The 12,082-nt window shown below is 76.0% G+C and carries 14 protein-coding genes; 7 read left to right on the top strand and 7 right to left on the bottom strand.

Annotated features, from left to right (window positions below):
- Positions 1–99: 99 nt before the first annotated feature.
- The 5 genes from AB6N24_RS21080 to AB6N24_RS21060 all read left to right on the top strand — a co-directional run bounded on the left by AB6N24_RS21080 (position 100) and on the right by AB6N24_RS21060 (position 4,352).
- Positions 100–1,521, top strand: coding sequence for a PfkB family carbohydrate kinase (locus tag AB6N24_RS21080; protein ID WP_412871324.1), 1,422 nt, complete (start codon positions 100–102; stop codon positions 1,519–1,521).
- A 9-nt stretch (positions 1,522–1,530) separates the two neighbouring features.
- On the top strand, positions 1,531–2,259 hold the full coding sequence (locus tag AB6N24_RS21075; protein ID WP_412871323.1) for an SDR family oxidoreductase: 729 nt from the start codon (positions 1,531–1,533) through the stop codon (positions 2,257–2,259).
- 62 nt (positions 2,260–2,321) lie between these two features.
- Entirely contained in the window at positions 2,322–3,314 is a 993-nt protein-coding gene (locus AB6N24_RS21070; protein WP_412871322.1) for a glycosyltransferase family 9 protein, read from the top strand.
- Positions 3,315–3,432: 118 nt separating this feature from the next.
- Positions 3,433–3,885 (top strand): hypothetical protein, encoded by a 453-nt coding sequence (locus AB6N24_RS21065; RefSeq protein ID WP_412871321.1) that lies wholly within the window; start codon positions 3,433–3,435, stop codon positions 3,883–3,885.
- Positions 3,886–4,034: 149 nt separating this feature from the next.
- Positions 4,035–4,352 carry a hypothetical protein gene (locus AB6N24_RS21060; protein WP_412871320.1) on the top strand — a complete coding sequence of 106 codons (318 nt, stop codon included), beginning with the start codon at positions 4,035–4,037 and terminating at the stop codon, positions 4,350–4,352.
- Between the two features lie 73 nt (positions 4,353–4,425).
- Here AB6N24_RS21060 and AB6N24_RS21055 read toward each other — a convergent pair whose 3' ends face one another.
- Both AB6N24_RS21055 and AB6N24_RS21050 read right to left on the bottom strand, forming a co-directional pair.
- The gene (locus AB6N24_RS21055; protein ID WP_412871319.1) at positions 4,426–5,412 is read right to left on the bottom strand and encodes a UDP-glucuronic acid decarboxylase family protein; all 987 of its coding nucleotides are present in this window, start codon (positions 5,410–5,412) and stop codon (positions 4,426–4,428) included.
- Positions 5,409–6,326 (bottom strand): glycosyltransferase family 2 protein, encoded by a 918-nt coding sequence (locus AB6N24_RS21050; RefSeq protein ID WP_412871318.1) that lies wholly within the window; start codon positions 6,324–6,326, stop codon positions 5,409–5,411. The genes AB6N24_RS21055 and AB6N24_RS21050 overlap by 4 nt, the downstream gene beginning before the upstream one ends.
- 265 nt (positions 6,327–6,591) lie before the next feature.
- Between AB6N24_RS21050 and AB6N24_RS21045 the strand changes: the two genes are divergently transcribed.
- A complete protein-coding gene (locus AB6N24_RS21045; protein ID WP_412871325.1) occupies positions 6,592–7,341 on the top strand; it encodes an ANTAR domain-containing protein in 750 nt (249 codons plus the stop codon).
- A 55-nt stretch (positions 7,342–7,396) separates the two neighbouring features.
- Here AB6N24_RS21045 and AB6N24_RS21040 read toward each other — a convergent pair whose 3' ends face one another.
- The 5 genes from AB6N24_RS21040 to AB6N24_RS21020 all read right to left on the bottom strand — a co-directional run bounded on the left by AB6N24_RS21040 (position 7,397) and on the right by AB6N24_RS21020 (position 10,596).
- Entirely contained in the window at positions 7,397–8,188 is a 792-nt protein-coding gene (locus tag AB6N24_RS21040) for a GAF and ANTAR domain-containing protein (protein ID WP_412871317.1), read from the bottom strand.
- The gene (locus AB6N24_RS21035; protein WP_412871316.1) at positions 8,185–8,883 is read right to left on the bottom strand and encodes a GAF domain-containing protein; all 699 of its coding nucleotides are present in this window, start codon (positions 8,881–8,883) and stop codon (positions 8,185–8,187) included. The genes AB6N24_RS21040 and AB6N24_RS21035 overlap by 4 nt, the downstream gene beginning before the upstream one ends.
- Positions 8,884–9,063: 180 nt before the next feature.
- A complete protein-coding gene (locus AB6N24_RS21030; RefSeq protein ID WP_141372558.1) occupies positions 9,064–9,948 on the bottom strand; it encodes a manganese catalase in 885 nt (294 codons plus the stop codon).
- A gap of 3 nt (positions 9,949–9,951) precedes the next feature.
- Positions 9,952–10,200: an acyl carrier protein gene (locus AB6N24_RS21025; protein ID WP_412871315.1), complete on the bottom strand. Its 249-nt coding sequence runs from the start codon at positions 10,198–10,200 to the stop codon at positions 9,952–9,954.
- Between the two features lie 165 nt (positions 10,201–10,365).
- Positions 10,366–10,596: a CDGSH iron-sulfur domain-containing protein gene (locus AB6N24_RS21020; protein ID WP_412871314.1), complete on the bottom strand. Its 231-nt coding sequence runs from the start codon at positions 10,594–10,596 to the stop codon at positions 10,366–10,368.
- Between the two features lie 93 nt (positions 10,597–10,689).
- Here AB6N24_RS21020 and AB6N24_RS21015 point away from each other — a divergent pair, with 93 nt between their 5' ends.
- Positions 10,690–11,955, top strand: coding sequence for a sensor domain-containing phosphodiesterase (locus tag AB6N24_RS21015; protein ID WP_412871313.1), 1,266 nt, complete (start codon positions 10,690–10,692; stop codon positions 11,953–11,955).
- Positions 11,956–12,082: the final 127 nt, after the last annotated feature.

The raw sequence follows: 12,082 nt of genomic DNA, 5'->3' as shown, positions 1-12,082 counted from the left end.
TGCGCCGCCCGGTGCGGTCGGCGCTCGAGCCGGTGACGGGCGCGAGCAGCGCGATCAGCACCCCGGCGCCCGCGAGCTCGACGGCACGGGGGCCCGCGCATGACCGCCCGCCCCCACGTCGTCGTCGTCGGCGACGTCGTCCTCGACCGCGACGTCCACGGACGCTCCGACCGGCTCAGCCCCGACGCGCCCGTGCCCGTCGTGGACGTGTCCGACGTGCGCGAGCGTCCCGGCGGCGCGGGGCTCACCGCGCTCCTGTGCGTGGCCTCCGGGGCGCGCGTGACCCTCGTCGCCCCGATCGCGGACGACCCCGAGGGCCGCCGCCTGCGCGCCGCGCTCGAGCCCCACGTCGGGGTCCTGGCGCTCGGCCACCGCGGCCCGACGCGGCTCAAGGAGCGCGTGCGCAGCGGCGGGCAGTCCCTGGTGCGCCTCGACCACGGCGGCCCGGGGACCCCCCGCGACGTCGAGGTCGGGGCGGTGCGCGCCGCCCTCGAGAGCGCGGACGTCGTGCTGGTCAGCGACTACGGGGCGGGGACCACCCGGGACGAGGACCTGCGCTCGCTGCTCGCGGAGCGGGCCGCGCGCGGTCTGCTCGTGTGGGACCCGCACCCCCGCGGCGGCGCCCCCGTGCCGCGCGCGACGCTCGTGACGCCGAACCTCGGGGAGGCCCGAGCAGCCGCGGCCGGCGACCGGGCCCCCGGCGGCGACTCCCCCGAGCAGCTCGCGAGCCGGCTGCGGGCTGCGTGGCAGGCCCGTGCCGTGTGCGTGACCGTCGGCGCGCAGGGCGCGTACGTCGCACCCACCGGCGGCGCGCCGCTGTTCGTGCCCGCGCCGTCCGTGGAGGGCGGGGACCCGTGCGGGGCCGGCGACCGGTTCGCCGCGACGGCGGCCGTCGCTCTCGCGCGCGGTGCCGTGCTCACCGAGGCCGTCCAGGCCGCCGTCACCGAGGCCACCGCGTGGGTCCGTGGGGGCGGCGCCGACGCGTTCCGGGCCGTCACCGAGGCCGCGACCGGCGAGGCCCCGTCCGCGCAGCCCGACGCGGTGGAGCACCGCGACGTCGCGCTCGCGGACGTCGCCGCACGGCTGCGGGCCGGCGGGGGCACCCTCGTCGCGACCGGTGGCTGCTTCGACCTCGTGCACGCCGGGCACGTCGCGATGCTCGAGTCCGCCCGCCGGCTCGGCGACGTGCTCGTCGTGCTGCTCAACTCCGACGCGTCGGTGCGCCGCCTCAAGGGCGAGGGCCGACCCGTCGTGACCGAGGCCGACCGGGCGCGCGTGCTCGCCGCGTTCGACTGCGTCGACGCCGTCGTGGTGTTCGACGAGGACGACCCGCGCGCCGCGCTGGACGCCCTGCGCCCCGACGTGTGGGCGAAGGGCGCCGACTACGGCGGCGCGGACCTGCCCGAGACCGAGGTCGTGCAGCGGCACGGAGGGCGCGTCGTCCTCCTGCCCTACCTCGACGGGCGCTCGACCAGCACCATGATCCGCCGCTCGGGGCTCGCCCGTGCGGACCACCAGTGAGGAGACCTCGTGACCCAGCTCGACACCTCGACCCGACCCGCCGCCCGGGCCCCGCGTGAGATCGGCACCGTCTTCGTGACCGGCGGCGCGAGCGGTCTCGGCGCGGCCGTCGTGGAGGCCGTCGCCGCTGCCGGCGGACGGCCCGCGGTGCTCGACGTGACCGCGCCCGCGGGCGACGTCCCGCACGTCCAGGTCGACCTGTCGGACAGCGCGGCCGCCGCGGCCGCCGTCGAGCAGCTCGTCGCGCAGGTCGGCCCGCCGTCGGCCGTCGTGACCGCGGCCGGGACCGACGCGTGCGGGACGCTCGCCGACATCGACCCCGAGACGTGGGAGCGGGTCGTGCGGGTCAACCTGTTCGGGACCGTCGCGGTCGTCCGGGCGTGCCTGCCCCACCTCGAGGCGTCGCGCGGCACGGTCGTGACGGTCGCCTCGACGCTCGGGCTCAAGGGCGTGAGCGACGCAACGGCGTACTGCGCGTCGAAGTTCGCGGTCCGCGGCTTCAGCCAGGCGCTCGCCGCCGAGCTCGCGGGGCGCGTCGGTGTCACGCTGCTCGTCCCCGGCGGGATGCGGACGCCGTTCTTCGACGGGCGCACCGAGCAGTACCGTCCCGGGCCGGACGCGGACCTCAACGACCCCGCGGACACCGCCGCGGCGGTGCTCACGGCGCTGCGCCAGCCCGTCGGCTGCGAGATCCGCGAGATGCTCGTCATGGCGTCCGGCGAGGGCTCCTGGCCGTGACCGGTGCGCCCGACGGCGCGCCCGGCCGTCGCGAGGCAGGGTCGGCGCGGCCGGGGGGCGACGTGCTCGTGCTCCGGGCGCTCGGCCTCGGGGACGCGCTGACCGCGGTGCCCGCGCTGCGCGGGGTGCGGCGGGCGTGGCCGGACCGCCGGCTCGTGCTCGCCGCGCCCCGCACCGAGGGCGGCCTGCTGCGCGACCTCGGGGTCGTGGACGCCGTCCTCGAGACCGGCGCCACCGGCATCTCCGCGCGCGGCATCACGCCCGGCGCCGCGCTGCCGTGGGACGCCCGCGGGCACGTCGCCGTCAACCTGCACGGGCGCGGCCCGCAGAGCCACGACCTGCTGCTCCGCACGCACCCCGACCGGCTCGTGGCGTACGCGTGCCCCGAGGCCGGTCACGACGCCGGACCGGCCTGGGACGACGACGAGCACGAGGTCGCCCGGTGGTGCCGCCTCGTCGTGGACGCCGGCGGGCCGTGCGACGCACGGGACCTCCGGCTCCCGGTCCCGGCGGCGTCGTCCGGCGGGACGGCCGGGGACGCGGCACCGGCCGGCCCGCGCGCCGACGTCGTGCTGCACCCCGGCGCCGCGTCGGCCGCGCGCCGCTGGCCCGTCGGGCGCTGGCGCACCGTGCTGCACGAGCTCACCGCGCGCGGGCTGACCGTCGCGCTCACGGGCTCGGCCGGGGAGAAGGACCTCGTCGACCAGGTCGCGGAGGCCGCCGCCCGGCCCGCGCTCGTGCACCGCACGGCCGGGACGCTCGACCTGCCCGGGCTCGTCGGGCTCGTCGCCCGCGCGCGCCTCGTGGTGTGCGGGGACACGGGGGTCGCGCACGTCGCGACGGCGACCGGGACCCCGTCGGTGCTGCTCTTCGGGCCCGTCGCGCCGGCCCGGTGGGGGCCCGCGGTCGACCCGGAGCGGCACGCGGTGCTGTGGCACGGCACGCCCGACGCCCCGGGCGACCCGCACGGGGCGACGCTCGACCCGGCGCTCGCCCGCATCACCACCGATGAGGTCCTCGCCGCCACGGACGCGCTGCTGTCCGCCGGACGCTGAGCCCGGGTGCACCCCCGGCGCACGCGTACGGCGAGATGACGGGACGGCACCGTGTCGCCGGCTCACACGCACCGTCGGACGACGAGGTGCAGCGCGGCGTCGCGCTAGGTTCGACGACGTGAGCGAGCTCGGGGACCGGCGAGCTGTGCGCATCCCGCTCGAGGTGGCCGGCAACGGCTTCTTCGACCTGGGTGCGGTGATGGCGGCCGTCGGTCCGCACCCACAGCTCCGCTGGGTCCTCCGGGATGCGTGGCTCGTCGGTGACCTGCGGACGGTCTGGGCCGAAGGTGCCGCCTCCGTCGAGGAACGCAGCGAGCTCGGTCCCGGGATCGCGCTCGACTGGGACACGATGACGCGGCTGGCCGCCACGTGCGACCAGGTGATCGACGGCTACTTCACGGGCTACGACGACGCAGGCACACCTCAGCTCGAGCTTGCTGCCGTGGACAGCGGCTGGTGGAAGGTGTGGGCACGCGACCCCCGGACGCTGCTGCGCGTCCGCGAGTCGTTCCCGCTCGTCACCGACGACCACCCGGAGCCGGATCCAGAGCCTGCCCCGAATCACCCCTGACGACGTCAGGTGCGGGTGCTCGACGTTCGCTGAGCACAGGTCTCACGCGGACGGAACGGCACGCAGGCACGCGCGGACGTGGATGGGCGGTGGTCGCTCGCGCGGTGCGGCGCGCGTGAGCGGGCGACTGGCGTCGGCACACTGGGCCGGTGAGCGACGAGACCGCGGTGTCCCTCCCTGTCCTCCGGCACGTCGTGGGACTGCTCCTCGACGAGCTCGAGAAGCGGCACGGCGCGCAGGTCGAGCTGGGCGCTGACTTCTACCACCTGCTTCCCACGGAGGCGGTGTACAGCCCGGGTGACACCCCGGACGGTCAGGGGTGCACGCTCGGCAGCCTCGTCGACGACGTAGCGACGGTCCGCGAGATCGCAGCGCAGCCACCGGACGAGCGGACGGTGGTGCTCTCGCACGACCTCGCTCACGTCAACGGGATCCTCCAACGACTCGCCGCCCTCGACGTTCCGTGAGGGAGCGCCTGCAGGAGAGGTGCTCGCCTGCCGTCCTGCACCCCGACGGCAGTGCCTGCGCACCGCCCCCGGCTCAGGCCGGGACGGTCACCACCGAGCGGAACCACTCGACGGTGCTCGCGAGCCCCTCGTCCCACGGCACCCGCGGGTTCCAGCCGAGCACGCGGCGCGCGAGCGCGGTGTCGGGGCGCCGGACCTCCGGGTCGTCCACCGGGCGGGGCACGAGCTCGATCGTCGAGGACGAGCCGGTCGCGGCGATGACGTCCTGCGCGATCCGCAGGATGGTCCGCTCCGTCGGGTTGCCGATGTTCACCGGGCCCGGGTGGGTGCTCGCCGCCATCGCGAGGATCCCCTCGACGAGGTCCGAGACATAGCAGACGGACCGCGTCTGCGAGCCGTCGCCCGCGATGGTCAGCGGCTCGCCCGCGAGCGCCTGCCGGACGAACGTGGGGATCGCCCGGCCGTCGTTCGGGCGCATCCGCGGTCCGTACGTGTTGAAGATGCGCACGATGCCGGTGTTGACGTGGTGCGTCGTGCGGTACGCGGTCGTGATGGCCTCGCCGAAGCGCTTGGCCTCGTCGTACACCCCGCGCGGCCCGACGGGGTTGACGTGACCCCAGTAGTCCTCGGGCTGCGGGTGCACCTGCGGGTCGCCGTAGACCTCCGAGGTCGAGGCCAGCACGAAGCGGGCGCCCTTGTCCTTGGCGAGCCCCAGCGCGTGCGCGGTGCCGACCGAGCCGACCTTGAGCGTCTCGATGGGCAGGTGGAGGTAGTCGACCGGCGAGGCGGGCGACGCGAAGTGCAGCACGACGTCGACGTCACCGGGCACGTGCACGTAGTCGGTGACGTCGCAGCGCAGCAGGTGGAACGCGGGGTCGCTCATGAGGTGGGCGACGTTCGCGGGCGAGCCAGTGAGGAAGTTGTCGAGGCACACGACCTCGCTGCCCCGGGCGAGCAGCTCCTCGCACAGGTGGCTGCCGAGGAACCCGGCACCTCCGGTGACGACCACCCGGCCGAGCGACGTGTGCACGGGTCCGGGCGCGGTCAGGCTTCTCGTCATGGTCTCTCCTGTCGCAGGGCGGGGTGGGGTCGCGACGGCGTGGGCTCGTCGCGCAGCAGCGCACGCAGGGCTCGTACGTGGCGGGGCACGACGCGCCGCGCCCGCAGCGCTCGCGGCACGTCCCGCAGGGCGGCGCGGACGCCTGCGCGGGGAGCGGGCCCGCCGGTGCACGCCTCGACGACGGTCCGCAGCACGTCGTAGGCCGGGAGCCGCAGGACCGCGGTGAGCACGCGTGCGCGGGTCACCGCGCTCACGCGCGCGGCGGGCGCGTGCCGGGACGGGGACGGGTGGTGGTGGACGAGGACGTCGTCGACGTAGACGAGCTGCCACCCGTCGGCGGCGAGGTCGAGCGCGACCCGCTCCTCCTCGCCGGGGAAGCGCACCACGTCGTCGAAGCCGCCCACGGAGGTGAACGCGTCCGCGCGGACCATCGCGGCGCACGCGACGAAGCCGAGCACCGCCGGGCCGGGCAGCCCCGGCCGGCGCGGGAGCGGTGAGCGCGCGAGCTCGTCGCAGAACGGGTCGAGCCGCTCCTCGGGGCCCACGTGGATCCGTGCGGCCACGACGGCGACGTCCGGGTGCGCGTCGAGCACGTCGGCGGCACGGCGCAGCGCACCGGGTGCCCACCAGGAGTCGTCGTCGGCGAACGCCACGTACGGCGTGCGGGCGGCCCGCACGCCGAGGGTCCGCGCGTACGCGCCGACGTTGCGGTCGAGGAGGGTCACGTCGACGTCGGGGAACGCCGCGCGCACCGCCTGGGTCGTGCCGTCGCGGGAGTCGTTGTCGAGGAGCAGGACGGGGGCGCGGTGCCGGGCGAGCGTGCCGAGCAGCTCCGCTCGCCGGTCGCGGCTCGCGACGACCACCGTCACCCGGTCGTCCTCGACGACCCGGTCGGTTCCCTGCTGCCGTTGCACGCGCGCGCCTCCGTCGGTCCCTCGGGGACGTCGGCACGGGGCTCGGCCGGACCTCCGAAGGATGGCATGAGCAGCCACGACGCGCGCGCGGAACGCCCGCCCGTGTTGCGCCGAGGCGGTGGGCGATTCATGCTGGTTCCCGCGGGTCCGCCGTGCCCGCACCACGACGGGGACAGCGGCTCGCACTGCGCCTGCGGAACACGGGCGACGAGGGCGCACACGGCATCGAGCCGGACGTTCAGGGGTGAGCAGCGGCGTGACCACCATGCGAGACGAGATCACGGTCGACGGGGACGTCGGCCTGCACGAGCACGAGCACGGAGTGACGGAGACGGCCTGCGTCGAGCGGTTCCTCGAGCAGCTCTCCGTCGCCGCCATCCAACGGATGGTGCCGTCGACCCAGGTCGTCGTGTCCGTCCGGGACGGCGGCACGATGCGCCTGGTCGCCTCCAGCAGCCCACGGGCCGAGGGGTGCGAGCGCGCGGTCCACGAGTCCGCCACCGGCCCCTCCGCCACGGCCCGCAGCGAGGGCCGGGTCGTCGTGGTGCCCGACGTCGACGACGACCCGCGCTGGCCGACGTGGTCGCCGCTCGCGTCGGACGCCGGGTTCCGGTCGGTCGTGGCGATCCCCGGGCGCCTCGACAGCGACTCCGAGCTCCTGTTCGTGCTGTACTCGCCGGTGCCCGACGCGTGGGACACGGCCGCGCTCACCACCGCCACCCACTACGCCCAGGAGCTCGCGCACGCGCTCACGGTGTGCCGGTCGGCGCACCGCCAGGCCGAGGTCAACGCGCACCTCAAGGCCGCGCTCGCCTCCCGCGCGACGATCGACCAGGCGATGGGCGTCATCATGGCCCAGAACCGGTGCAGCGCGGAGGACGCCTTCGCGATCCTGCGGACCGCGTCGCAGCACCGCAACACCAAGCTCCGCGACGTCGCCGTCGCGATCATCGAGGGCGTGACCGGTCAGCCGGCGAGCCCGCCCCCGGCGTTCCGCGACTCGAGCCGCCGCTGACGCACGCCCGGCGCGCGCCGGGCCCGGCCACCGTTCCCGGCCGGTCCCGGCGCCGTCAGGCGTCCGCGTCCTGCCAGTGCAGCCCGCGCTGGGCCCGTCCGACGACCTGCGCCGCGAGCGACGCGAGCGAGACACCCAGCGCGTCGGACCGTTCGAGCAGCCGCTGGAAGGCCTCGGCGGGGTCGATCGACTCCTGCACGGCCAGCACGCCCTTGGCCTGCTCGACGACCGTCCGCCCGTCCAGGGCCTCCTGCACCTCGCGCGCGATGACCTCGACCCGGGGCCGGGCACGGGCGTGCACGATCGCGATCGTCGCGACGTCGGCGAACGCCTGCGCGGCGACCTCCGCCTCGGCGTCGAGGCTCCGGTCGGTCGTGAAGAACAGGTTCAGCCCGCCGAGCACCCGGCCCCGCCACCGCAGCGGGTAGGCGTGCGCGGCGCGCACCCCGGTCGGGCCGGCGGCGGCGGCGAACCGCGGCCACCGCCGGGCGAGCTCGTCCGCGTCGTCGGCGTGCACGGGGCGGCGGGCGGACACGGCGTCCAGGCACGGTCCCTGGTCGACCTGCTGCTGGTGGAGCTCGAGCTCGGCGGCGGCGTGCGACGACGCGGCGAGCAGCTCGAGCTCGGCGCCCGCACCGCCGTCGCCCCGCACGAGCAGCGCCGCGGCGCTCGCGCCGAACACGTCCGTGCACGCCACGCACAGGTGGGTCAGCGCGCTGACGACGTCGTACTCCTCGACGAGCGTCGCGGACATCTCGGCGAGCGCCCGGGTCGGGCTGCGTCCGGTCATCAGGTGGGCTCTCCCGGCTGGGGTGGCGGCGGTCACGTGGGCCTGGTCCTCGCTCATCCGTCCTCCTGGCGTCCGAACACGAGCTCGCGGGCGACGACGGCGCGGGCGACCTCGGCGAGGGGCTGGTCGAGCGCGAACGCGTGCGCGCGCAGGATCGCGAGGGCGTCGCGGACCGTGACGGCGAGCTGCGCGACGACCATGCCGGTCGCCTGGTGCACCTGCGCGCGGTTCGACCAGGACCCGCCCGGCCCGAGGTCGGAGAGCGCCTCGGAGTCGTGCAGCAGCGCGGCCGCGAGGGCGTCCGCGAGGAACTGCGCCCCCGCCTCGTCCTCCGTGAGGGGGCCGGGCGTGCGGCGGTAGAGCGTCAGGACGCCCTGCACCGCCGAGCCCTGCCGCGTGGGCAGCGCGTAGAGCTGACCGGCGTCGGTCTGCCGGGTCGCCGCCTCCGCGAACACCGGCCATCGCTCGGCGGCCTCGGCGAGGGTCACGACGACCGGCTCGCCCGTGAGGTAGGCCGACGTGGCCGGGCCCTCGCCCAGGACGTCGTGGAGGTTCTCGAGCTGGGCGGCGACCTCGTCGGTCGCGCACAGCGTGATGCGGTTCGGCGAGGCGTTGTCGACGGTCAGCGACGCGCCGTCCGCGCCGAGAAGGCGCCGGGTGGCCTCGCACAGGCGCCACGTGAAGGACTCGGACTCGGGCGCGCTCGCGACCGCGGACGCGAGCCGGGCGAGCAGCTCCGTGTGCTCCGCCACCGCCACCCCCCGACTCGTCGCTCCCATGCACGCTACACGCGGCCCCTGCGTCTCACCTGCTCCCGGCCCCGCGCCCCCGTTGCGGGCGGGAGGACGCGGCGCGCCGCGCGACGTGGCACTGCGCAGCGGTCGCGGGCCGGCCCGGGTGGGGCGGCGCCGGACGCCGCCCCACCCGACCGCTCACTCCTTGTGCAGCGCGTCCTGCACGGCGCCGGCGATCTTCTCGACACGGTTCGGCAGGTCCGTCGTGCCGTACAGGCGCGAGTCGGGTCGCGTCGGCGGGGGCATCGGCACGGGGGTCTCCGTGGAGGCGTCCCGGTAGGAGAACTCACCCTTGCCGTCCGGCGTGGGGCCGCTGGCCCACCGGCCCTCGGACGCGTGCTCGCCGTTGGAGAAGTTGATGTAGTCGTATGACACGTCGCGCTCCTCCTTGCGGATCGGGAAGTTGCTCGGCACGGGGAAGTCCTCGTACCCCTCCTCGCGCAGCTCGGCCGCCGCGGCCATCCACTGGTTCTGGTGCATCGTGTCGCGCGCCAGCAGGAAGCTCAGGAGGTCACGCACCCCCGAGTCGTCCGTCATGTGGTAGAGCCGCGCGACCTGGAGCCGGCCCTGCATCTCGGCGTTCGCGTTGGCCGTGAAGTCCGCGAGCAGGTTCCCGCTCGCCGTGATGTACCCGGCGGACCAGGGGTTGCCCATGGAGTCGACGGGGCGCGCGCCGGCGCCCGCGACGATCGCGTGCTGCAGGTCCGTGCCGCCGATGACGGCTGCGACCGTGGGGTCGTTCTGCACGGCGTCCTCGGTGATGCCGATCGGCGCCTTCTCGAGCAGCTGCGCGATCATCGTCGCGAGCATCTCGACGTGCCCGAACTCCTCGGCGCCGATCCCGAAGAGCAGGTCACGGTACTTGCCGGGGATGTGGGCGTTCCACGACTGGAAGCCGTACTGCATCGCGACGGTGATCTCGCCGTACTGGCCGCCGAGCACCTCCTGCAGCTTGCGTGCGTACACGGCGTCCGGCTTGTCGGGGGTGGCCTTGTGCTGGAGCTCCTGACGGTGGAAGAACATGGATCACGCTCCCTGGGGGCTGGTCGCGGACGTGCCGTGCTGGGTGAGCTCGCCGAGGAACGCGTGACAGCGCTGCGCGCGCTCGGAGTCCTCGCTCATGACCTGCTCGAAGAAGTCGGCGATGTCGTCCCGACCGGCGTTGCGTGCGTCCCGCACGTACTGGCCGTAGTCGTGACCCGCCTTGAGCGAGTGGTACTGCAGCGAGATGAGGTCGAACGTGACGTCGTCGAACCCGGTCTCTCCAGTTGCCATGGTGATGGCCCTTCCTGGTGGCCGGCCGCAGCCGGCTGCCGCCCAGGACTCTCGCGCCGGGCGGCTAGAGAGGCCCTGTGCTGGACCGCTCGTCCACGCTAACCCGGCCTCCCGGCACCGCAACCGCGCGCGGGCGGACCACGCCCGTCGGAGCTGCGACGCTGGTCAGCGCGTCGTGAACCCGGTCGCCTTGTGGCTGCCGTCGCACCACGGCTTGATCGCCGACGCACCGCACCGGCACAGCGCGACGGTGGCCCGCCGGCGGGGCACGAGCTCGCCGTCGGCGTCCCGGATCTCCGCGTCGCCGCGCACGAGGAGCGGCCCGTCGGGGCACGCCACGATGACGGCGGGGCGCGGCGCGCGGGGCACGGGCGGGAGGTCCGGGTCGTCGAGCATGGGCGTCAGTCTGCTGCCGCTGCCGCAGCCGCGCACCCGCACGACCTGCCCGGAACGGGTCACACCCGGCCCGGACCGTCCGATGGGGCACCCGTGACCTCTCCCTCGTCACGCCGCACGGCGACACCGACCCGTTCCCCGCTCGACGACCTGCTGACGAGCGGCGCCCTGCACAGCGTGTACCAGCCGCTCGTCGACCTGCGCAGCGGCGCGACCCTCGGGCACGAGGCCCTGCTGCGCGGCCCGGCGGGCACCGCCTGGGCCTCCCCGCTCACGCTGCTCGAGGACGCCCGCGCTGCGGGCCGGCTCGTCGAGCTCGAGCGGGCGTCCCTGGCTGCGGCGTCCGCCGGTGCGACGGCCGGCCTCCGGGGCGGGGCGGCGACGCTGTTCGTCAACGTCGAGCCGCAGACCCTGACCCAGCACCTCGAACCCGTCCTCGAGGTGCTCGACCGGCGCCCGCCCGGGCTCCAGGTCGTCGTCGAGATCACCGAGCGCGCGCTCGCGGCGGACCCGGCGCGGATCCTGGCCGCCGCGGACCGGCTGCGCGCCGCGGGCTGCGCGATCGCGCTCGACGACGTGGGCGCACGCCCCGCGTCGCTCGCGTTCGTCCCGCTGCTGCGTCCCGAGGTCGTCAAGCTCGACCTGGGCCTGCTGCGCACGCTCGAGGACCCGCAGACCGTCGTCGTGGCGGGCGCCGTGCGCGACTACGCCGAGCAGTCGGGCGCGGAGGTCGTCGCCGAGGGCATCGAGACCGCCGACGACCTCACGCGGGCGGTCGTGCTGGGCGCGACGCTCGGGCAGGGGTGGTTCTGGGGGCGTCCCGGCCCGGTCCCCGGCGCGGCGCGGCACGTCCCGGCGCGGTTCGCGGCGCACGCGCCGGTCCCCACGCAGCACCGCACCACGCCGTTCGACCTCGCCGCGGCCGTCCGCACGGTCCAGCGGGTCCCCAAGCGTCTCCTCGTCCCGCTCTCCACGACCCTCGAGCTCGCGGCGCAGCACTCTCTCGTCCCGCCGATGGTGCTCTCGTGCTTCCAGCACGAGCGGTACGTCACGCCGGCGACGGCACGCCGCTACGCCGGGCTCGCGCAGCGCCTGCCCTTCGTCGCGGCGCTCGGCGAGGACATGCCGGCGGAGCCGGTGCCCGGGGTGCGCGGGTGGGCGCTCGACGCCCAGGACCCGCTGGTCGAGGAGTGGACGGTGCTCGTGCTCGGCGCGCACGCGGCGAGCGCCCTGGTCGCGCGCGCGGCCGGGCACGCCGACGCCGACGGGGACCGCCCGTTCGACATGGTCGTGACGCACGACCGCGCGCTCGTGACCGCGGCCGCGCGCGCCGTGGTGCGCCGGCTCAGCACCGACTGACCGGTCCGCGGCAGCACCGGCCGTCCCCGCGCCGGTCGGCGGGCGGACCCGGTGACCGCGCACCCGCCGCCTCAGCGCCGGCCGACCTCGGGGACGCGGCCTGCCGCGACCGTCGGCGGACCGCTGC

The organism is Cellulomonas jepli, from assembly GCF_047229345.1.
Classification (GTDB): domain Bacteria; phylum Actinomycetota; class Actinomycetes; order Actinomycetales; family Cellulomonadaceae; genus Cellulomonas_A.
Note: the sequence above shows the minus strand (reverse complement) of the source record. Positions and strands in the feature narration are given on the sequence as shown.

Excerpts from the sequence above, each read along its gene's own strand:
- AB6N24_RS21040 (WP_412871317.1), bottom strand. The coding sequence starts at position 8,188 with ATGAGCGAGGACCAGGCCCACGTGACCGCCGCCACCCCAGCCGGGAGA.
- AB6N24_RS21055 (WP_412871319.1), bottom strand. The coding sequence starts at position 5,412 with ATGACGAGAAGCCTGACCGCGCCCGGACCCGTGCACACGTCGCTCGGC.
- AB6N24_RS21020 (WP_412871314.1), bottom strand. The coding sequence starts at position 10,596 with ATGCTCGACGACCCGGACCTCCCGCCCGTGCCCCGCGCGCCGCGCCCC.
- AB6N24_RS21030 (WP_141372558.1), bottom strand. The coding sequence starts at position 9,948 with ATGTTCTTCCACCGTCAGGAGCTCCAGCACAAGGCCACCCCCGACAAG.
- AB6N24_RS21045 (WP_412871325.1), top strand. The coding sequence starts at position 6,592 with ATGCGAGACGAGATCACGGTCGACGGGGACGTCGGCCTGCACGAGCAC.
- AB6N24_RS21080 (WP_412871324.1), top strand. The coding sequence starts at position 100 with ATGACCGCCCGCCCCCACGTCGTCGTCGTCGGCGACGTCGTCCTCGAC.
- AB6N24_RS21025 (WP_412871315.1), bottom strand. The coding sequence starts at position 10,200 with ATGGCAACTGGAGAGACCGGGTTCGACGACGTCACGTTCGACCTCATC.